Below are 19,095 nucleotides of genomic sequence, written 5' to 3' on the forward strand. Positions count from 1 at the left end.
CCCCGACGGCCTGCGCATCGTCGACAAGTAGGGGGCGACACCGAGCCAGGTCCGCGTGCTGCGCATCCGCTTGCCGGGCGATCTGCGGCGTTGCAAATCCTCGCCATGGCAATGGCCATGTCTGCGGTTTGCGCCTTGCATCTCATCCCGGCCAGCGGCGCGCCGCATCACGGCCCTGGCCCAGCGTCGCCCCGACTGGATCGGCAAGGCGCTGGTGTTCCCGCGTGCGCTGCTGCCGCAGGTCAAGGCCCGGCCCGAGCTGGCGCAGACCGGGGTGTACCTGCTGTGAGGAGCCTGCGCGGCAGAAGGAGCGTCGGCTGCAAAGCGGCTGCGGCAGTCCGTTTTTCACCGCCTTCTTGCCCCATAGCAGGGCTATGGGCCTGCGAAGGCGGCAAAAACTGTCCTCGCCGGAACCGCTTTTCGCTTCGACACCTTCTGCCGCACAGGCTCCGCAAGCCGCGCCAACAGCGGAACTGCGATCCCCACCCGCCATGGATGTTGCGCGCATGACCGCGTACTTTGTCCATTATTGAGATTTGTCCAACAATCGTGGACAATCATCAAAAATGGACAAAACACCTCCCCCACCTGAAACCCTTCTCCTGAACGCGGCGTTGCAGGCCGCTCGCGACCTGGGGCTGGACGCGCAATGGGAGCCCATTCAACCGCAGGGGGGCGTGGCGCATGCAGACGCCGTGCTGCAGATTGGCCGCGGTGGCAAGGGCCAAAGGTACGTGGTCGAAGTGCGCCGCCAGTTGCGCCCGGCCAACCTGGGCGCTGCCCTGCATCAGCTCGACCGGCAAGCGGCGGCGCACAGCTTGCCAGGGCTCTTGGTGGCCGACTACATCCGCCAGGATATGGCAGACGCCCTGCGCAAGCAGGGGCGTGAGTTTGTCGACACGGTGGGCAATGCCTTCATTCAGCAGCCCCATGTTCTGGTATGGGCCACAGGCCGCAAACCCTTGACCAAGGCAGCGGCGCCGCAGGTGGGGCGGGCCTTTCAATCCACCGGTTTGCAAGTGCTGTTTGCACTGCTTTGCCACCCCGAGTGGGTCAATTTGCCCTACCGCGAGTTGGCAGCACGCGCTGGTGTAGCGCATGGCACGGTGGGCTGGGTCATGCCAGACCTGCAGAGCCAGGGTTTTGTGGCAGACCTCAATGGCAAGCGCGGCACCCGCCGGTTGTTTGATGGCGAGCGACTGCTCGCGCAGTGGGCAGACGCCTATGCCCGCCAGCTGCGGCCGCGCACCTTGCTGGGCCGTTACTACGTGCCGGCTATTGCCGATTGGCAAGAGTGGCCGCTTGCCCAGCATGGTGCCCAATGGGGCGGCGAGCCCGCTGGCGCGCTGCTTACCAGTTACCTCACGCCCGGCGAGCTGACGATGTATGCCGACAAACTGCCCGGCCCACTGGCAGCACGCTACCGCTTTGCCAAAGAACCAGACGTGGCGCACAAGGCCGTGGTGGAGGTGCGCCGCCGGTTTTGGCATTTTCCTCAAGACGAGATGGCTGGGCCTTGTGTACCGCCCGTGCTGGTGTATGCCGACCTGATGGCCACCGGCGACGCGCGGTGCCTTGAAACTGCCAAACGCCTGTACGAAGACCATGTTGCACGACTTATCCGCCAGGTTTGATCTGGTGCCGTTGGCACAGGTAGTACGCCCGCTGCGGGCGGTGGCACTGCCGCTGGGCACAGACTTTTTTCTGATGGGGGCTGCTGCGCGCGACGTGATGCTGCTGCATGTGCATGGCATCGACACCCAGCGAAAAACACAGGACATGGACTTTGGCGTGATGGTGCGCGACTGGGGCACTTTCGCTGCCTTGCGCCAGGCGCTGATTGAGTGCGGGGAGTTTGAGGCCGTATCTAACGATGCCACCCACAAACTGCGCCATAAGCAAACGAAGTACCCACTGGACATCGTGCCGTTCGGCGGCGTGGAACGGGCCGACCGCACCCTGGCCTGGCCCCCTGATGAGCACACCGTGTTTGACTGCTTTGGCATGCGTGAAGCGCTGCAAGCCAGTCACAAGGTGCAGTTACCAGAAAACGTATGGGCTCAGGTGGCGAGCATGCCTGCGCTGGCCATGCTCAAGATCACTGCTTGGCAAGACCGCAAACTGACACACCCTGGGCGTGATGCGCCGGATTTGCTGCTTTACCTGCGGCACTATCTTGAATGCGACAACTACGAATACGCAGGCACCCAACACGCCGATCTATTCGAGGTAGACGACTTTGACCATGAAGAGGTCAGCGCACGGCTGCTGGCCCGCGACATGCTGCCACTGATGGACGCGCCTGCTGCCCGGCGCATCGTGGCGATATTGCAGCCAGAAACAGATGAGCAAGGGCCACTGTTGCTGGCCAAGCAGTCTGGCGTGGCGCTGGCGCGGGCACGCCGAATGATCCATGCGCTTTGCACTGAACTCTTTCAGAAAACCTGATTCACCAGAACCATCCAAAGTGAGCATCACCACCAACTCCCTCGTCCAGAAGCTCTGGAACTACTGCAACGTGCTGCGCGACGACGGCATGAGCTATGGCGACTATGTGGAGCAGCTCACCTACCTGCTGTTCCTGAAGATGGCCGACGAGCGATCGCAGCCGCCGTACAACCAGCCCAGCATCGTGCCAGCAGCCTACGCCTGGCCCACGCTGCTGGCCAAGGACGGCGACGAGCTGTTTGACCACTACCGCCATGCGCTGGAAAAGCTGGGGCAAGAAAAAGGCACGCTGGGCCTGATTTTTGGCAAGGCGCAAAACAAGTTTCAAGACCCGGCCAAGCTGCGCCGCGTGGTCGTGGATTTGATCGGGGCCGAAACCTGGACGATTCTGGGCGCCGATGTAAAGGGCGATGCATATGAGGGCCTGCTGGAGAAAAACGCGCAAGACACCAAGAGCGGCGCGGGCCAGTATTTCACGCCACGCGCACTCATTCAGGCCATGGTGGACTGCATTGCCCCGCAGCCCGGCGAGCGCATTACCGACCCGGCTTGCGGCACGGGTGGCTTCTTGTTCACCGCGCACAACTACATCACCAGCCATAACAAAAGCCTGACGCGCGACCAGCTCAAGCACCTGAAGGAAAAAGCCTTCACCGGCTATGAGCTGGTGCAGGGCACGGCCCGCGTGTGCGCCATGAACATGATGTTGCACGGCATTGGCTCCGAAAAGCAGGTGCCCGTGGTGGTGGGCGACGCACTGGCGGCCGACCCCGGCGAGCGCTATGAGGTGGTGCTGGCCAACCCGCCCTTTGGCAAGAAGAGCAGCACCGTCATCGTGGGTGAAGACGGCCGCACCAGCACCGAGAAGGACACCATCGAGCGCGACGACTTCTGGGCCACCACCAGCAACAAGCAGCTTAACTTTGTGCAGCACATCAAGACGCTGCTCACCACCCACGGCCGCGCCGCGGTGGTGCTGCCCGACAACGTGCTGTTTGAAGGCGGCGCAGGCGAGACCATTCGCAAAAAACTGTTGCACGAGTGCGATGTGCACACGCTGCTGCGCTTGCCCACGGGCCTGTTCTACGCCCAGGGCGTAAAGGCCAACGTGCTGTTCTTTGAAAAGAAGCCCGCCAGCGAAACGCCATGGACCAAGCAGCTGTGGATTTACGACCTGCGCACCAACAAACACTTCACGCTCAAGACCAACCCGCTGACCCGCGCTGACCTGGACGAGTTTGTGGCGCTGTACCAGGCCGATAGCCGCCAGCAGCGGCAGGCCACCTGGTCACCCGAGAACCCCGCGGGCCGCTGGCGCGCTTACGGCTACGACGAACTGGTGGCGCGCGACAAAACCAGCCTGGACATCTTCTGGCTCAAAGATGATTCATTGGCCGACAGCGACAACCTGCCCGCGCCCGGCGTGATTGCCCTGGAGATCGTGGAAGACCTGCAGGCCGCGCTGGAACAGTTCAAGCTGATTGCGGGCGACCTGGGGGAAGTGGTTGAAGAGTGATGGAGATGAAGCGGTAGGCATGCGCCCACCCTCCTCTACTGCGCTCTGATCCACTCAGCTCTGAATCTGCGCCCACAACTTGTCCAGCCGCTTCACACTCACCGGCTGGGGCGTGCGCAGCTCTTGCGCGAAGAAGCTCACGCGCAACTCTTCCAGCAGCCAGCGCAGCTCTTGCATGCGCGCATCCACGGCACCCTTGCGCTCGGCCACCAGGCGCCAGTAGCGCTGCTCTTGCGGGCGCAGCTCGGCCAGTTTGGCGGCGTCGCGGGCGGGGTCGGCGCGGTATTTGTCGAGCCGCAGGGTGATGGCCTTGAGGTAGCGGGCGTAGTGGGCCAGTTGCGTCCACGGAGCTGCGGCAATGAAGTTCTTGGGCACCAGGCGTTGCAGTTGCTGCTGTGCGTCCGCCGTGGCCTCGGGCGCGTTCTTGGTGTCCTTGATCTTGCGGGCGGCTGCCGCGTATTCGGTGAGGATGGTGGCCGCCAGGCGGGCAACTTCATTGGCGATCAGCGTGAGGCGGCCCCTGCCCTCTTCCACGCGGCGCTTGAAGGCGAACTCGTCGGTGGGCAGCGGGTCGAGCAAAAAGGCGCGGTCGAGCGCCACGTCGATGATCTGGGTGCGCAGTTCTTCCTGCGTTCCGAGCGGCATGTAGGCCACGGCCATCTTCTGCAGGTCGGGAATGTTCTTTTCGAGGTACTTGAGCGCGTCCTTGATCTGCAGCGTAAACAGGCGGCGCAGGCCCGCGCGGTGCTTGGCGGCTGCCACTTCAGGCTCGTCGAAAACTTCGATGGTCACGGCGTCGCCGCCGTCGATGAGCGCCGGAAAGCCAATCAGCGTCTGGCCGGCCTTCTTGATCTCCATGAGCTCGGGCAGCTCGCCAAACGCCCAGGTGGTGTAGCGCTGGCCAGCCGGGGTTGAGGGGGCCGATGGCGTGGTGCTGGCTGGTTTGGCGGGCTGGGCAGGCTGAGCGCCACCTTTTACTCCTGATTGAATAGCTGCTTGCGCTTTACCATCAAGCGCTTGAGGCATATTTGATTCAGATTTCGAACCCTCTGCCGCACCGCCGAGCTTGAGCCCCGCCAGCGCCTGGAACGCGCCGCGCGCCTTGGCGCCCCACTCGGCCTTGAGCGCGCCCAGGTTGCGGCCGTGGCCGAGCTGACGGCCGTGCTCATCGACCACGCGGAAGTTCATGAACAGGTGCGGGCTGAGCATGTCGAGCTTGAAGTCGGCGCGCTTCACATCGAGCGAGGTTTCGTCGCGCACCTGCTTGAGCAGCACGTCGGTCAGGCTGCCGGTGCCAAAACGCTCGGGTGCGCCCAGCAGTTCGGCCAGGCGCGTGGCGCTGTCGGGCAGCGGCACAAAGCGGCTGCGCGGGCGCTGGGGCAGGCTTTTGAGCAGGGCCTGGATCTTGTCCTTGAGCATGCCGGGCACCAGCCACTCGCAGCGCTCGTCGCTCACCTGGTTGAGCACGAACAGCGGAATGGTCACCGTGATGCCGTCGCGCGGGTCGCCGGGCTCGTGCAGGTAGCTGGCGGCGCAGTCCACACCACCCAGCCGCACCGTCTTGGGAAAGGCGTTGGTGGTGATGCCTGCGGCCTCGTGGCGCATGAGCTCTTCGCGCGTGAGCTTGAGCAGGTCGGGCTGCTTTTTGCTTTCCTCACGGTACCAGGCCTCGAAGCTGTGGCCGCTGCACACCTCGGGCGGCAGTTGCTGGTCATAAAAGGCGTAAATGAGTTCGTCATCCACCAGCACGTCCTGGCGGCGCGACTTGTGTTCCAGCTCTTCGACCTTGGCGATGAGCTTCTGGTTGGCGGCCAGAAACGGCAGCTTGGTCTCCCAGTTGCCGCCCACCAGCGCTTCGCGGATGAAGACCTCGCGCGCGGCGTGGGGGTCTACCTTGCCGAAGTTCACGCGGCGGTTGTTGTAGACGACGATGCCGTAGAGTGTGGCGCGCTCCAGCGCCACCACTTCGGCAGACTTTTTCTCCCAATGCGGGTCGAGCAGCTGCTTCTTTAAAAGGTGCCCGCCCATCTGCTCCAGCCACTGCGGCTCGATGGCGGCGATGCCCCGGCCAAACAGGCGCGTGGTTTCGACCAGTTCCGACGCAATGATCCAGCGGCCCGGCTTTTTGGACAGGTGCGCGCCGGGGTGCTTGTAGAACTTGATGCCGCGTGCGCCCAGATACCAGTCTTCCTCGTCGCTCTTGGCGCCCACGTTGCCCAGCAGGCCGGCCAGCATGGACAGGTGCAGCTGCTCGTAGCTGGCGGGCTGGGTGTTGATCTGCCACTTGTGCTCGGTCACCACCGTGAGCAGCTGGGTGTGGATGTCGCGCCACTCGCGCAGGCGGCGGATGCTGATGAAGTTCTGGCGCAGCAGCTGCTCATATTGGCGGTTGCTGAGCTTGTGGGTGGGCGCAGGCACCGCGGCCGCGGGCGCGGGCTGCACGGCCGCAACCGTGCGCTGGGCCACGGGCAGAAAGGCTTGCGAAGGGGCCTTGTGGGCGGCCATGGCCTTCTGCGCGCGGGCCGATGGCAGGCTGGGCGCGCCGCCCCGGGCCTCGTTGATCCACTTCCACAGCTTCAGGTAGCCGCTGAACTCGCTCTTGTCGTCGTCGAACTTGGCCTGCGCCTGGTCGGCCTGCTGCTGCGCCTCCATGGGGCGGTCGCGCACGTCCTGCACGCTGAGCGCGCTGGCAATCACCAGCACCTCATCGAGCGCCTTGCGGTCACGCGCCTCGATGATCATGCGGCCCACGCGCGGATCGAGCGGCAGGCGTGACAGCTCTGTGCCCATGGGCGTGAGTTCATTGGCATCGTCCACCGCGCCCAGTTCGGCCAGTAGCTGGTAGCCGTCGGCAATCGCGCGGCCCGAGGGCGCCTCGATGAACGGAAACTGCGTCACGTCACCCAGGTGCAGCGACTTCATGCGCAGGATGACGCCTGCGAGCGAGCTGCGCAGGATTTCGGGGTCGGTAAAACGCGGGCGGCTGTTGAAGCTGGCCTCGTCGTACAGGCGGATGCAGATGCCGTTGGCCACACGGCCGCAGCGGCCGGCGCGCTGGTTTGCGGCAGCCTGGCTGACGGGCTCGACCAGCAGTTGCTCCACTTTGCTTCTGAAACTGTAGCGCTTGACGCGCGCTGTGCCTGCGTCAATGACGTATCGGACGCCTGGAACCGTCAGCGAGGTCTCGGCCACGTTGGTGGCCAGCACAATGCGGCGGCCCGTGTGGCCGTCAAAGATGCGGTCCTGCTCGGCCTGGCTCAGGCGTGCAAACAGCGGCAGCACCTCGGCATTGCGCATCACCGGCTGGTGCGACAGGTGCTTGCGCAGGTGGTCGGCCGCCTCGCGGATCTCGCGCTCGCCGGGCAGGAATACGAGGATGTCGCCCGCCGCATTGCCCTGCCACAACTCATCCACGCCGTCGGCAATGGCCTCGTTGAGGCCATAGTCGCGGCTTTCTTCAAACGGGCGGTAGCGCTGCTCTACGGGGAATGTGCGGCCCGACACCATGATGATGGGCGCGGGGCCTTTTGCAGATTCAAAATGCTTGGCAAAGCGGTCCGCATCGATGGTGGCCGAGGTCACCACCACCTTCAGGTCGGGCCGGCGCGGCAGGATCTGGCGGATGTAGCCGAGCAGAAAGTCGATGTTCAGGCTGCGCTCGTGCGCCTCGTCGATGATGATGGTGTCGTAGGCACGGAGCAGCGGGTCGGTCTGCGTCTCGGCCAGCAAGATGCCGTCGGTCATCAGCTTGACGGAGGCATCACGCGAAAGGCGGTCCTGGAAGCGCACTTTGAAACCCACCACGTCGCCCAGCGGGGTCTTCAGCTCTTCGGCGATGCGCTTGGCCACGCTGCTGGCAGCAATGCGGCGCGGCTGGGTGTGGCCAATGAGCTGGCCTTTTTGCCCCGGCTTGGCGTTGCACTTGCCCCGGCCCAGCGCCAGCGCGATCTTGGGCAGCTGCGTGGTCTTGCCCGAGCCGGTTTCACCGCACACGATGATGACCTGGTGCTGGCGCATGGCCTCCATGATCTCGTCGCGCCGCGCGGAGACGGGCAGGGATTCCGGAAACTCGATGTGCAGGGGAGTGGAGGCGGTGGACGCAGTCAAGGCAGGAACTTCATAGACAATCGCGAATTATCCCAGCCTTGGCTGTTTTCCACCCTCTCCGACCGCCCCGTCCACCGCACATGTCCGCCGTTTTCAATTTCACCTTCGTCCCCTGGTTCCGCTCGGTGGCGCCCTATATCCACAAGTTCCGCAACCAGACCTTTGTGATCGGGCTCACGGGCGAAGGCATCGCGGCGGGCAAGCTGCACAACATTGCGCAAGACCTGGCGCTGATCCAGGCCATGGGCGTGCGCATCGTGCTGGTGCACGGCTTTCGGCCCCAGGTGAACGAGCAACTGGCGGCCAAGGGACATGCCGCCAAGTATTCGCACGGCATCCGCATCACCGACTCGGTGGCGCTCGATTGCGCACAAGAGGCCGCCGGACAGTTGCGCTACGAGATTGAGGCCGCGTTCAGCCAGGGCCTGCCCAACACCCCCATGGCGGGCGCCACGGTGCGCGTGATTTCGGGCAACTTTCTGACCGCGCGGCCCGTGGGCATTGTGGATGGCGTGGACTTTCAGCATTCGGGCGTGGTGCGCAAGGTGGACGTGGCGGGCATCCAGCGCACGCTGGACATGGGCGCGCTGGTGTTGCTGTCGCCGTTTGGCTTCTCGCCAACCGGCGAGGCCTTCAACCTGGCCATGGAAGAAGTGGCCACCAGCGTGGCCATCGAGCTGCGCGCCGACAAGCTGATTTTCCTGACCGAGGTGTCCGGCATCCGCATGCAGCCTGGCGAGCCCGCGAGCGAAGACAACCCCATCGACACCGAGCTGCCACTGGCCGCGGCGCAGGCCCTGCTGGCCACGCTGCCCACCGCCCAGCAGCCCACCGACACGGGCTTTTATTTGCAGCACTGCGTGAAGGCCTGCAAGGCGGGCGTGGAGCGCAGCCACATCATTCCTTTCGCACTCGACGGCTCGCTGCTGCTGGAGGTGTATGTGCACGACGGCATCGGCACCATGGTGATCGACGAAAAGCTCGAAGAGCTGCGCGAGGCCACCATCGACGACGTGGGCGGCATCCTGCAACTGATCGAGCCGTTCGAGAAGGACGGCACCCTGGTCAAGCGCGACCGCACCGAGATCGAGCGCGACATTGAAAGCTACACCGTCATCGAGCACGACGGCGTGATCTTTGGCTGCGCCGCGCTCTACCCCTACCCCGAGGCCCGCACGGCCGAGATGGCCGCCGTCACGGTATCGCCGCAAAGCCAGGGCACGGGCGATGGCGAAAAACTGCTCAAGCGCATCGAGCAGCGCGCCCGCGCCATGGGGCTGGACAGCATCTTCGTGCTGACCACGCGCACCATGCACTGGTTCATCAAGCGCGGTTTCGTGGTGGTCGACCCGGACTGGCTGCCCGAGGCCCGCAAGCGCAAATACAACTGGGACCGGCGCAGCCAGGTGCTGGTCAAGAAGCTCTGAACGTCTCGCGCGCCGTTGCCACGGCCCGCGCCACCTGGACGATGGCGGCGTCGCGCTGCGCTGGCTTGGTTGCGGACCGCGTGAGGTAGCAGGTCACGAGCACCGGGGCACCACCGGCGGGTGGCCACAAAACCGCCACATCGTTGGCCGTGCCACTGTCGCTGGCCGTGCCGGTCTTGTCACCCACCGTCCAGCCCGGCACGCCCGCGCGCAGGCGCTGGTCGCCGGTGCGGGTCTCCACCAGCCAGCGCTGAAGCCAGGCGCGCGATGAGGCGGTGAGTGCATCACCCAGCACCAGTTTTTGCATCGTCTGCAGCATGGCCAGCGGCGTGGTGGTGTCGCGCGGGTCGCCCACGGCGGCTTCGTTGAGCGTGGGCTCGGTGCGGTCCAGCCGCGTGATGCCGTCACCCAGTGATTGCACAAAAGCCGTGAACCCGGCCGGGCCGCCGTGGCGCGCCAGCAGCACGTTGGCGGCGGTGTTGTCGCTCAGGCTCACAGTGGCGGAGCACAGCTCGCCCACCGTGAGGCCACCACCGTCGCCCGCGCGCGGGCCGCTCACGGGCGAATACGCCACCACATCCGCTGCCGCGTAGTGCACGCGCGCATCCAGCCGCTCCCTGCCCTGGTCCACCAGGGCAAGCATCCAGCCAGCCAGCCAGCCAGCACCAGCTTGAAGGTGCTGGCCATGGCAAAACGCTCGTCTTGCCGCCAACCCAGCGCCAGGCCCGAGCCCGTGTCCAGCATGGCCACGCCCAGGCGGCCCTGGGCGGCGCGCTCGATGCCAGCCAGCGTGTCGCTCCATTGGCGGGCGGTTCTGTCGCGAGTGGCGCTACCCGGTCCGTTCGCCATGCCTGCCGCAGTGCAACCCCACAGGGGCAGTGCAGAAACAGCCATCCAACCCAAAGAAAAATGTCGTCTTTGCATGAGGAAATGGAGAAAAGTTGAAAGATAGCCTGAAAGACAAGGCGCTTCAGCCCCCACAGGATGCAAGCCGACGCCACGGCAGGCAGGGAATAGGACAGCGCGGGCAATGCACTCAACTGCGCGATCCGCTGCGGCAAAACGCGGCCGCTATCATCCCCCCACCTCTTTAATGGCGCGCCTTTCGTGGACCCGGTCACCCCCCGCTATCTCACCGTTGCCCTGTACCAGTTTGTCGATCTGCCCGACTGCGCCGCATTGCGTGCGCCGCTGCAGGCGTTGTGCGACGAACATGGCGTGCGCGGCATGCTGCTGTTGGCGCCTGAGGGCATCAACGGCACCATCGCGGGGGCGCCTGTCGCCGTACACGCGGTGCTCGCCTGGCTGCGCAGCGACCCCCGCTTTGCCGCTTTGCAGCACAAACAGGCGCCCACCGAACGCCAGCCGTTCTACCGCATGCGTGTGCGGCTCAAGCGCGAGATCGTCACGCTGGGCGTGCCCGACCTGAACCCCGCGCGCAATGCCGGTACCTATGTGAAGCCCGAGGACTGGAACGCCCTCATCGACGACCCCGGCGTGGTGGTGGTGGACACGCGCAACGACTACGAGGTGGGCATCGGCACCTTCGAGCGCGCCATCAACCCGCACACCCGGAGCTTTGCCGAGTTTCCGGCCTGGGTGGCACAGCAATCGCAGCCGGGTGGCGTGCTGGCCGGAAAACCCCGCGTGGCCATGTTCTGCACAGGCGGCATCCGCTGTGAAAAGTCCACCGCCTTCCTCAAGTCGCAGGGGTTCGACGAGGTCTTCCACCTGGAAGGCGGCATCCTCAAATACCTCGAAACCGTGCCCGAGAACAACAGCCGATGGCATGGCGACTGTTTCGTGTTCGACGAGCGCGTGTCGGTGGGCCATGGCCTTGCGCCCGGCCACCACCAGCTGTGCCGCTCATGCCGCATGCCGCTGGGCGAGGCAGAGCTTGCGTCACCCCACTACGTGCGGGGGGTGAGCTGCCCCTATTGCCACGGCACGCGCACACCCGAACAGGAACGTGCACTGGCCGAGCGGCAAAGCCAGATGGATCTGGCAGACCAACGTGGACAAGTGCATTTGGGCGCGCGGCAACCGGGCAACCCGGCGCGGGCCATCACCCGGGATGAGGTGGGTCGCGAGGACGATTCCGCGTGAGCGCCCTGCCCGTCCTCTATTCCTTTCGCCGCTGCCCCTATGCCATGCGGGCGCGGCTGGCGCTGGCCGCAAGCGGCCAGACCTGCGAGCTGCGCGAGGTGGTGCTCAGAAACAAACCCCAGAGCTTGCTGCAGGCATCGCCCAAGGGCACGGTGCCCGTGCTGGTGCTGCCGCCCACCGGCGATGGCGCGCCCGGGCTGGTGCTGGAACAAAGTCTGGACATCATGCTGTGGGCCTTGCAACGCAACGACCCTGGCGCCTGGCTGGCACCGAGCCATGGCAACCATCAGGACATGCTGGCACTGATTGCCGAATGCGATGGCCGCTTCAAGCAGGCGCTGGACCGCTGCAAATACCCCAATCGCTACCCGGATACCAACACGGAGGATGAACGCACACCGGCCGCGGCCTGGCTGCACCAGCTGGATGCGCGACTGGCGGCACGTTCCTACCTGTTCGGTAACCATGCGACACTGGCCGACATGGCCATTGCGCCGTTCGTGCGGCAGTTCGCCGGCATCGATGCGGACTGGTGGAGCGCCCAGCCCTGGCCCCATCTGCAAGCCTGGCTTGCGCAGTGGCAGGCCAGCGCCCTGCTGGCGAGCGTGATGCACAAGCTGCCCGCCTGGGTGGATGGCACAGCGGGCCTGGTGTTTCCGTTTGCGCAAAAGCCGTCGCCAGGGAATTGACGGGGCCGTGCGCATCCCGGTGATGGCGCAATAGCTCAGGCGTGCATGGTCGCCCCTGGCTTACCCAGGCGCTCCTGCAGAAATTCGATGAAACGCTGCGTCTTCGCAGGCAGCAGGCGGGTTTCCGTGAGCGCATAGACGGGCGTTGACGGTGCGTACCAGTCCGGCAGAACCCTGCGCAGTCGCCCGGCTGGCAGGTCGTCGGCAACCATCTCCGAAGGCAGTACCACCACGCCCAGGTCTAGCGTGGCCAGGCGCCGTAGCATGCCAACACTGTTGACATGAAAGCGCCCACCGACGTCAACATCCACGGTCTCTTCACCCCGGTGCAGCGCCCACTTGCCGGCCTTGGGAAAGCCCAGACATTCATGTTGCGTCAACTCGGAGGGGTGCGTGGGCTCGCCCGAAAGCTCCAGATAGCGCGGCGAGGCGTAGGCCTGCACCGGGAGCCTGGCGAGCAGCCGGGCGATCAGACTGGAATCGTGAAGTTCGCCCATGCGAATGGCCACATCGAAGGGTTCGGCAACCAGGTCCACCCGCCGCGGGGTGAGGTCAAAGTCAAAGGTGATGCCGGGGTAGCTACCCGCAAACTCTGCCACCAGGGGAGCCAGGTAGATGGTCGCAAAGTCCACCGGTAACGAGGCGCGCAACAGACCGCTGGGCTGCGACTGCATCTGGCCCAACTGTTCATGGGCGAGCCTGGCCTCCTCGACGATGCGCCGGCATCGTTGGTAGTAGAGCTGCCCGGCCTCGGTGAGGTCAACCCTGCGCGTCGTGCGATGCAACAGGCGCAGGCCGATGGCCTTTTCCAGCGCACTGATGCGCCGGGACAGCGTGGAGCTGGGCACCCCGCTGGCATCGGCGGCTCGGCGAAAGCTCAGCGTTTGGGCGACCTCGACAAACAAGGCCATATCGTTCAGCAGTTCCATTTGATTGCACCATTTATGGATCAATGAATGCCATTTTGATGTATTTATCTATTTTGTAGATTAATGCAAGATGCATCCATCGCATTCGCATGGATCCTGTCAGTGCCACCTCAAGGCTCGGATGGTCAGCGCGGATCCGTCGTTTGCCAACCCAGTCACATTCCAAGGAGTACACCATGAGCCCACTGTTCACCCCTGTTCGCATCGGCCGCGCTCTGGCGCCCAACCGCCTCGTCATGGCCCCCATGACCCGCTCGCGCGCCGACGACCACGGCGTGCCCGGCGACATCACCGCCACCTACTACGCACAGCGCGCCGGTGCCGGTCTCATCATCACCGAAGGTGTTTTCCCGTCTGCCATGGGCAAGGGCTATGTGCGCACACCGGGCATTGAAACCGACGCCCAGGTTGCCGCCTGGAAGCAAGTGACCGAGGCCGTCCATGCCCGCGGCGGCCGCATTTTCATGCAGCTGATGCACTGCGGGCGCATCTCGCACCCGTCGCTGCTGGATGGCGCCACGCCTGTGGCACCCTCGGCCATCCAGCCTGCGGGTCAGGCTTGGACGCCCGTGGGCCAGGTCGACTACGTCACGCCCCGCGCACTGAGCCTGGACGAGATCGCCGGGATCATTGACGAATACCGCCAGGCCACGCGCCGCGCCATCACGGCGGGTTTTGACGGCGTCGAGCTGCATGGCGCCTCGGGCTACCTGCCCGAGCAGTTTTTGTCCTCGGGCAGCAACCAGCGGCAAGACCACTACGGTGGTTCGGTCGAGAACCGCGCCCGCTTTGTGCTCGAACTGCTCAAGGCGATGGCGGCCGAGGCAGGTGCCGATCGCGTAGGCATCAAGATCTCGCCCGAAATGAACTTCAACAGCATCACCGACGCAGCGCCGCAAGAGACCTACACCTACCTGGTCGAGCAGCTGCGTGGCATGGGTCTGGCCTATCTGCACGTCGCCCTTTTTGGTACCCCGGTGGACTACCACGCCCTGCTGCGCCCGCGCTTTGAAGGCGCCTACCTGATCGGCGGCGGCCTGACCCAGGAAAGCGCCGAGGCCGCACTGGCCGCTGGCAAGGCCGATGCCACCGTGTTTGGCAGCGCTTTTCTGGCCAACCCCGACCTGCCCGAGCGCTTTCGCCTGGGTGCTGCGCTCAATGCACCCGACAAGAACAGCTTCTATTCGCCAGGCCCCGAGGGTTACATCGACTACCCGGCGCTGGCAGCAGCACCCGGCGCCTGAACCCCGCAAGGCTCCATGCCATGACAACCATCGCCCGCATGCAGCGCGCCAACCGGGGCACCCAGTTCCGCGCGGTTCGCCTGCATGGCGCCGATCCCGCGTTGCTCGATCCCTTGATGGGAATCGACCACGCGTGGATGAGCGCGCCCACGTTCCCGCCGCATCCGCACGCGGGCTTTTCGGCCGCGACCTATCTGTTCCTCGACTCGGGAAGCGGCATGGCCAACCGCGACTCCCAAGGCAACCGCAATCTGATCGAGCCCGGTGGCCTGCACTGGACTGCGGCCGGGCGCGGGGTGGTTCATGAAGAGGTTCCCGCCATCCCCGGCAGCACCACGCACCTGCTGCAAATCTTCATCAACTTGCCGCAAGACCGGCAGAACGCTGAGCCATTCGCGTTGACACTGGCGCCGCAAGAGGTGCCCGTCGTGCAGCGCACCGGCGTCCGGATTCGCGTGCCTTTGGGCAGCTTTGACGGGGTGCAATCGCCGCTGGCGCCGCCCACCGAGGTGACCTTGCTGGACATTTCTCTGGACGCCAATGCTGCGCTGGCGCTATCGGTACCTGCAGGTCAGCGCGCATTTGTCATGCCGATCAACGGCCGCGCGCAACTCGATGGCGTGGGCTTCGGCCTTGACGACCTGGGCGCCGCGATCTTGCCCATTGCGGCCGAAGCGACGACGCACCGGCTCACAGGCCAGGCTGGCGGGGCCCAGGTCGCCGTGTTCATCGGCACGCCGCTGCGCCAGCCGGTCCTTTCCAACGGACCCATGGCTTTTGCGCGCCAGGAGGATCTGATAGCGGCAACCGCCGCATACCAACGTGGCGAGTTGGGACAGCTGTAAATCAAGGTAGACAGACGTCGGGGCTGTCAGAGCCCATCCACAAAAAAAGCGCCCCATGGCGCTCTTTTTGTTGAATTACTGCAGTATCAGGCCATCGACAGGCCACCACCGCGCTGCCCGCCCCGCAGGCCACGAACCAGCAGCACGAGCATCAGCAGGCCAAACACCGTAAACCAGATGAACGACCAGTTGGCAATCGAGCCTCCCAGGAATGTCCAGTCGATCGCCGTGCAGTCGCCCGAGCCGCGAAAAATCATGGGGATGGATCGGCTGATGGGATAGTTCTCGATCATTCCGTAAAAATCGCGTCCGCAGGTGGCGATTTCGGGTGGATACCACTGCAGCCAGCTCTGGCGGGCCGCCACAAAGGCGCCAAAACCGGCCGAAACCACGGCCAGCACACCGAATGTCATCCACCAGCCTTTATTGCCCCTTGCGCTTGCCAGCCCTGCGAAGACTGCTACAGCAATGAGAGCATAGCGCTGCACGATGCACATGGGGCAAGGCTCCAGGCCCACCACATGCTGCAAATACATGCCAAAGGCCAGCATGGCCACACAGGCCATGCTGATGAGCGCCAGCACGCGGCGCGGGGCCGCAGTCAACCAATTCATTTCTTCTCCCTCATCCAAAAGCAATTGCCAGGGCAGTGCCCGCAAAAACCGACGCGCCCCATGCCAATGCACCCCTCAGGGGGACGACGCATAGCGGCTCAGGGGGAGTCAAATTCCAGCGGCGTGGTCCAGAAAAACCCGGGCGCGGCGCGGTGTCACCACCAGCGTTTCACCCTCTTTAAAACCCATCTCCTTGAACTGCTGCGCAGGGATCTGCGCTTCGATCAAGTGGTCCGGGGACGCATTGTCCGCTGGTTTGTGGTCGTCGGATGGAATAAGTTCCAGCCGCGCAATCGGGCCCACCACGATGGCGCGGCTCAGCTGGGCGACGATACCGCGCGGGCGGCCATGCATGTCCAGGCCAGCCCCGGGCGCATAGCGCTCCACATCCAGATCGTGCGGACGCACATAGGCAAAGGCCTTGGCGTTTTGCGCCTGGCTGTGCTCGGGCGAATCGAGCTCGATGCCTTCCATATGCACCAGCCCTTCGTGGGCACGGCCGTGGAACAGGTTCACGTCGCCCAGGAAGCCGTAAACAAACGGGCTGGCCGGGTTGTCCCATACCTGCTGGGGCGAGCCGCTCTGCTCGATGCGGCCCTGGTTGATGACCACCACGCGGTCGGCCACCTCCAGCGCTTCTTCCTGGTCGTGCGTCACGAAGATGCTGGTCACATTCAACTCGTCATGCAGGCGGCGCAGCCAGCGGCGCAGCTCTTTGCGGACCTTGGCATCCAAGGCGCCAAAGGGCTCGTCGAGCAGCAGCACCTTGGGCTCCACGGCCAACGCGCGGGCCAGGGCAATGCGCTGGCGCTGGCCGCCCGAAAGCTGCGAGGGGAACCGGTCGGCCAGCCAGTCGAGCTGCACCAGCTTGAGCAGGTCGGTCACCTTCTGCTTGATCTGGGCTTCGCTCGGGCGCTGGCCGCGCGGCTTCACGCGCAGGCCGAAGGCCACGTTCTCGAACACCGTCATGTGGCGAAACAGCGCGTAGTGCTGGAACACAAATCCCACGTTGCGCTCGCGCACATGCACGTCGGTGGTGTCTTCGCCGCTGAAGTGGATGCTGCCCACGTCGGCCGTCTCCAGCCCGGCGATGATGCGCAGCAGCGTGGTCTTGCCGCAGCCCGAAGGGCCCAGCAACGCGATGAGTTCACCCGATGCGATATCCAGGCTCACATCGCGCAGGGCCTGAAAGTCGCCAAACTGCTTGCTGACGTTACGGATTTCAATGCTCATGTTCTTTTCCTTCAGCGGGCGGTGGGCACGGGCACGGGCGCGGGCCGCTCGGGGGCAATTCGGCGGCGGCCTTGAGGGCCTGCTCGTTGCGGTGTTCTGCAATCGTCTTGATGACCAGCGTGACCAGGGCCAGCAAGGCCAGCAGCGAAGCCGCCGCAAACGCGGCCACCGACTGGTACTCGTTGTAGAGGATTTCGACGTGCAGCGGGATGGTGTTGGTCTGGCCCCGGATGTGGCCTGACACCACAGACACCGCGCCAAACTCGCCCATAGCCCGCGCATTGCACAAAATCACGCCATAAAGCAGGCCCCACTTGATGTTGGGCAGCGTTACATACCAGAAGGTCTGCCAGCCGGTGGCGCCCAGCACAATGGCCGCCTGCTCTTCATCGTTGCCCTGGGCCTGCATCAGCGGGATCAGCTCGCGCGCAATGAACGGAAAGGTGACGAACACCGTGGCCAGCACAATGCCCGGCACGGCAAAGATGATCTTGATGTCATGCGCCTGCAGCCAGGGGCCAAACCAGCCTTGCGCGCCAAACATCAGCACATAGATCAGGCCGGCCACCACGGGCGACACCGAGAACGGCAGGTCCACCAGCGTGGTCAAGAAGGCTTTGCCCTTGAACTCGTACTTTGCAATGCACCAGGCCGCTGCCACGCCAAACACCAGGTTCAGCGGCACGGCGATCAGCGCGGTGATCAGCGTGAGCTTGATGGCCGACCAGGCATCGGGTTCGCGCAGGCCTTCCAGATAGGCACCAAAGCCCTTGCGCAGCGCCTCGGCAAACACGGCGGCCAGCGGCAGCACCAGGAACAGCAGCATGAAGGCCAGCGCAACACCGATGAGCGTGTAGCGCACCCAGGGCGCTTCGGTGGTGCCCGCCCGAGCGCGGCGAACAGTGCGGGTATTCATATGGGCCTTCCGTGGCGCGTGGCGCTTGAGACTGGCGCGGTCCAGACCAGTGCACCCGTGGAACTGGCTCTGCCAGGCCACCGGGTGCGTCCCCCTCCCGAAGTAGAGGGGGAAGGCGCAAAGCGACTCAGGGGGTGTTTCATGACTTCCGGCGCTGCCAGGCTTGCAGCGCATTGATGACGAGCAGCAGGATGAACGAGATGACCAGCATCACCACCGCCACAGCGGTGGCGCCGGCGTAGTCGTACTGCTCCAGCTTGCCGATGATGATGAGGGGCGTGATTTCAGACACCATGGGCATGTTGCCAGCGATGAAGATCACCGAGCCGTATTCGCCCACGGCGCGCGCAAAGGCCATGGCAAAGCCGGTGAGCAGCGCGGGCGTGATGGAGGGCAGGATGACCTTGGTGAAGGTCTGCAGGCGCGTGGCACCCAGGCAGGTGGCTGCTTCTTCGAGTTCTTTCTCAGCGTCTTCCAGCACTGGTTGCACGGTGCGCACCACAAACGGCAGGCCGATGAAGATCAGCGCAATCACGATGCCGGCGGGCTTGAAAGCCAGCTGGATGCCCATGGGCTCCAGAATCTGCCCGACCCAGCCATTGCTGGCCAGCAGCGCGGTCAGCGAGATACCGGCCACGGCGGTAGGCAGCGCAAACGGCAGGTCGACCAGCGCATCCACCAGCTTCTTGCCCGGGAACTTGTAGCGCACCAGCACCCAGGCGATCAGCAGGCCGAACACCAGATTGACCAGCGCCGCCAGAAACGAGGCGCCGAAGGTCAGCCGGTAGGAGGCCATCACGCGCGGTGCGCTGATGGCCGCCCAGAACTGCTCCCAGGTCAGCGTGAAGGTCTTGAAGATCAGCGCCGATAGCGGGATCAGCACGATGATGCTCAGATAGAACAGCGTATAGCCCAGCGTGAGGCCAAAACCGGGAAGCACCCGTTTGGGCGCACGCCGGCCAGCCTGCGCAGGCGCCGATACGGCGCCCCGCGCGGCCACAGAGGTCGCGGCGGTCATGGT

At 64.7% G+C, this 19,095-nt stretch carries 15 protein-coding genes and 1 pseudogene; 9 read left to right on the forward strand and 7 right to left on the reverse strand.

What is annotated here, in order from left to right; all coding sequences use genetic code 11:
* Nucleotides 1–55 precede the first annotated feature (55 nt).
* The 4 genes from CBP34_RS19785 (at nt 56) to CBP34_RS10580 (ending at nt 3,964) form a co-directional block, all read left to right on the forward strand.
* Complete coding sequence (locus CBP34_RS19785; RefSeq protein ID WP_094098007.1) at nt 56–289, forward strand: hypothetical protein; 234 nt, start codon at nt 56–58, stop codon at nt 287–289.
* A gap of 277 nt (nt 290–566) precedes the next feature.
* Entirely contained in the window at nt 567–1,634 is a 1,068-nt protein-coding gene (locus tag CBP34_RS10570; RefSeq protein WP_094098008.1) for a type IV toxin-antitoxin system AbiEi family antitoxin, read from the forward strand.
* Nucleotides 1,606–2,448 (forward strand): nucleotidyl transferase AbiEii/AbiGii toxin family protein, encoded by an 843-nt coding sequence (locus CBP34_RS10575; RefSeq protein ID WP_086912555.1) that lies wholly within the window; start codon nt 1,606–1,608, stop codon nt 2,446–2,448. Before CBP34_RS10570 ends, CBP34_RS10575 begins: the two co-directional genes overlap by 29 nt.
* A 19-nt stretch (nt 2,449–2,467) precedes the next feature.
* On the forward strand, nt 2,468–3,964 hold the full coding sequence (locus tag CBP34_RS10580; protein WP_208616321.1) for a type I restriction-modification system subunit M: 1,497 nt from the start codon (nt 2,468–2,470) through the stop codon (nt 3,962–3,964).
* A gap of 54 nt (nt 3,965–4,018) precedes the next feature.
* On the opposite strand, the gene hrpA is transcribed toward CBP34_RS10580, so the two are convergent.
* Nucleotides 4,019–7,990: an ATP-dependent RNA helicase HrpA gene (gene hrpA / locus CBP34_RS10585; protein WP_236748576.1), complete on the reverse strand. Its 3,972-nt coding sequence runs from the start codon at nt 7,988–7,990 to the stop codon at nt 4,019–4,021.
* 161 nt (nt 7,991–8,151) lie between these two features.
* On the opposite strand from hrpA, the gene argA reads away from it, so the two are divergent.
* Nucleotides 8,152–9,498: an amino-acid N-acetyltransferase gene (gene argA, locus CBP34_RS10590; protein WP_086912557.1), complete on the forward strand. Its 1,347-nt coding sequence runs from the start codon at nt 8,152–8,154 to the stop codon at nt 9,496–9,498.
* Here argA and bla read toward each other — a convergent pair.
* Nucleotides 9,485–10,422: pseudogene (gene bla / locus CBP34_RS10595) on the reverse strand (class A beta-lactamase). The gene argA and the pseudogene bla sit on opposite strands and share 14 nt — an antisense overlap.
* A 183-nt stretch (nt 10,423–10,605) precedes the next feature.
* Here bla and trhO point away from each other — a divergent pair.
* Nucleotides 10,606–11,604 carry an oxygen-dependent tRNA uridine(34) hydroxylase TrhO gene (gene trhO, locus CBP34_RS10600; RefSeq protein WP_094098010.1) on the forward strand — a complete coding sequence of 333 codons (999 nt, stop codon included), beginning with the start codon at nt 10,606–10,608 and terminating at the stop codon, nt 11,602–11,604.
* On the forward strand, nt 11,601–12,293 hold the full coding sequence (locus tag CBP34_RS10605) for a glutathione S-transferase (protein ID WP_208616322.1): 693 nt from the start codon (nt 11,601–11,603) through the stop codon (nt 12,291–12,293). The genes trhO and CBP34_RS10605 overlap by 4 nt, the downstream gene beginning before the upstream one ends.
* 35 nt (nt 12,294–12,328) lie before the next feature.
* Here the strand turns inward: CBP34_RS10605 and CBP34_RS10610 are convergent, their stop codons facing one another.
* Nucleotides 12,329–13,222, reverse strand: a complete 894-nt coding sequence (locus CBP34_RS10610; protein WP_094098011.1) for a LysR family transcriptional regulator — start codon at nt 13,220–13,222, stop codon at nt 12,329–12,331.
* Between the two features lie 176 nt (nt 13,223–13,398).
* On the opposite strand from CBP34_RS10610, the gene CBP34_RS10615 reads away from it, so the two are divergent.
* Nucleotides 13,399–14,466 carry an alkene reductase gene (locus tag CBP34_RS10615; protein ID WP_086927416.1) on the forward strand — a complete coding sequence of 356 codons (1,068 nt, stop codon included), beginning with the start codon at nt 13,399–13,401 and terminating at the stop codon, nt 14,464–14,466.
* A 20-nt stretch (nt 14,467–14,486) separates the two neighbouring features.
* Complete coding sequence (locus tag CBP34_RS10620; RefSeq protein WP_094098012.1) at nt 14,487–15,311, forward strand: pirin family protein; 825 nt, start codon at nt 14,487–14,489, stop codon at nt 15,309–15,311.
* A gap of 86 nt (nt 15,312–15,397) precedes the next feature.
* Here the strand turns inward: CBP34_RS10620 and CBP34_RS10625 are convergent, their stop codons facing one another.
* The 4 genes from CBP34_RS10625 to cysT form a co-directional block, all read right to left on the reverse strand.
* Nucleotides 15,398–15,925, reverse strand: coding sequence for a disulfide bond formation protein B (locus CBP34_RS10625; protein WP_094098013.1), 528 nt, complete (start codon nt 15,923–15,925; stop codon nt 15,398–15,400).
* Nucleotides 15,926–16,033: 108 nt separating this feature from the next.
* Nucleotides 16,034–17,158, reverse strand: coding sequence for a sulfate/molybdate ABC transporter ATP-binding protein (locus tag CBP34_RS10630; RefSeq protein ID WP_086912564.1), 1,125 nt, complete (start codon nt 17,156–17,158; stop codon nt 16,034–16,036).
* Entirely contained in the window at nt 17,148–18,074 is a 927-nt protein-coding gene (cysW, locus tag CBP34_RS10635) for a sulfate ABC transporter permease subunit CysW (protein WP_094098014.1), read from the reverse strand. Before cysW ends, CBP34_RS10630 begins: the two co-directional genes overlap by 11 nt.
* 139 nt (nt 18,075–18,213) lie before the next feature.
* Nucleotides 18,214–19,092 carry a sulfate ABC transporter permease subunit CysT gene (gene cysT / locus CBP34_RS10640; protein WP_086912566.1) on the reverse strand — a complete coding sequence of 293 codons (879 nt, stop codon included), beginning with the start codon at nt 19,090–19,092 and terminating at the stop codon, nt 18,214–18,216.
* Between the last annotated feature and the right edge of the window lie 3 nt (nt 19,093–19,095).

The organism is Acidovorax carolinensis (assembly GCF_002157145.1).
GTDB lineage: Bacteria > Pseudomonadota > Gammaproteobacteria > Burkholderiales > Burkholderiaceae_C > Acidovorax > Acidovorax carolinensis.

What these genes read in the sequence shown, in the direction of transcription:
- CBP34_RS10620 (WP_094098012.1), top strand. Translation starts at nt 14,487, where the DNA reads ATGACAACCATCGCCCGCATGCAGCGCGCCAACCGGGGCACCCAGTTC.
- argA (WP_086912557.1), top strand. Translation starts at nt 8,152, where the DNA reads ATGTCCGCCGTTTTCAATTTCACCTTCGTCCCCTGGTTCCGCTCGGTG.
- cysW (WP_094098014.1), bottom strand. Translation starts at nt 18,074, where the DNA reads ATGAATACCCGCACTGTTCGCCGCGCTCGGGCGGGCACCACCGAAGCG.
- cysT (WP_086912566.1), bottom strand. Translation starts at nt 19,092, where the DNA reads ATGACCGCCGCGACCTCTGTGGCCGCGCGGGGCGCCGTATCGGCGCCT.
- CBP34_RS10625 (WP_094098013.1), bottom strand. Translation starts at nt 15,925, where the DNA reads ATGAATTGGTTGACTGCGGCCCCGCGCCGCGTGCTGGCGCTCATCAGC.
- CBP34_RS10630 (WP_086912564.1), bottom strand. Translation starts at nt 17,158, where the DNA reads ATGAGCATTGAAATCCGTAACGTCAGCAAGCAGTTTGGCGACTTTCAG.
- CBP34_RS10610 (WP_094098011.1), bottom strand. Translation starts at nt 13,222, where the DNA reads ATGGAACTGCTGAACGATATGGCCTTGTTTGTCGAGGTCGCCCAAACG.
- CBP34_RS10615 (WP_086927416.1), top strand. Translation starts at nt 13,399, where the DNA reads ATGAGCCCACTGTTCACCCCTGTTCGCATCGGCCGCGCTCTGGCGCCC.
- hrpA (WP_236748576.1), bottom strand. Translation starts at nt 7,990, where the DNA reads ATGGAGGCCATGCGCCAGCACCAGGTCATCATCGTGTGCGGTGAAACC.
- CBP34_RS10575 (WP_086912555.1), top strand. Translation starts at nt 1,606, where the DNA reads ATGTTGCACGACTTATCCGCCAGGTTTGATCTGGTGCCGTTGGCACAG.
- CBP34_RS10570 (WP_094098008.1), top strand. Translation starts at nt 567, where the DNA reads ATGGACAAAACACCTCCCCCACCTGAAACCCTTCTCCTGAACGCGGCG.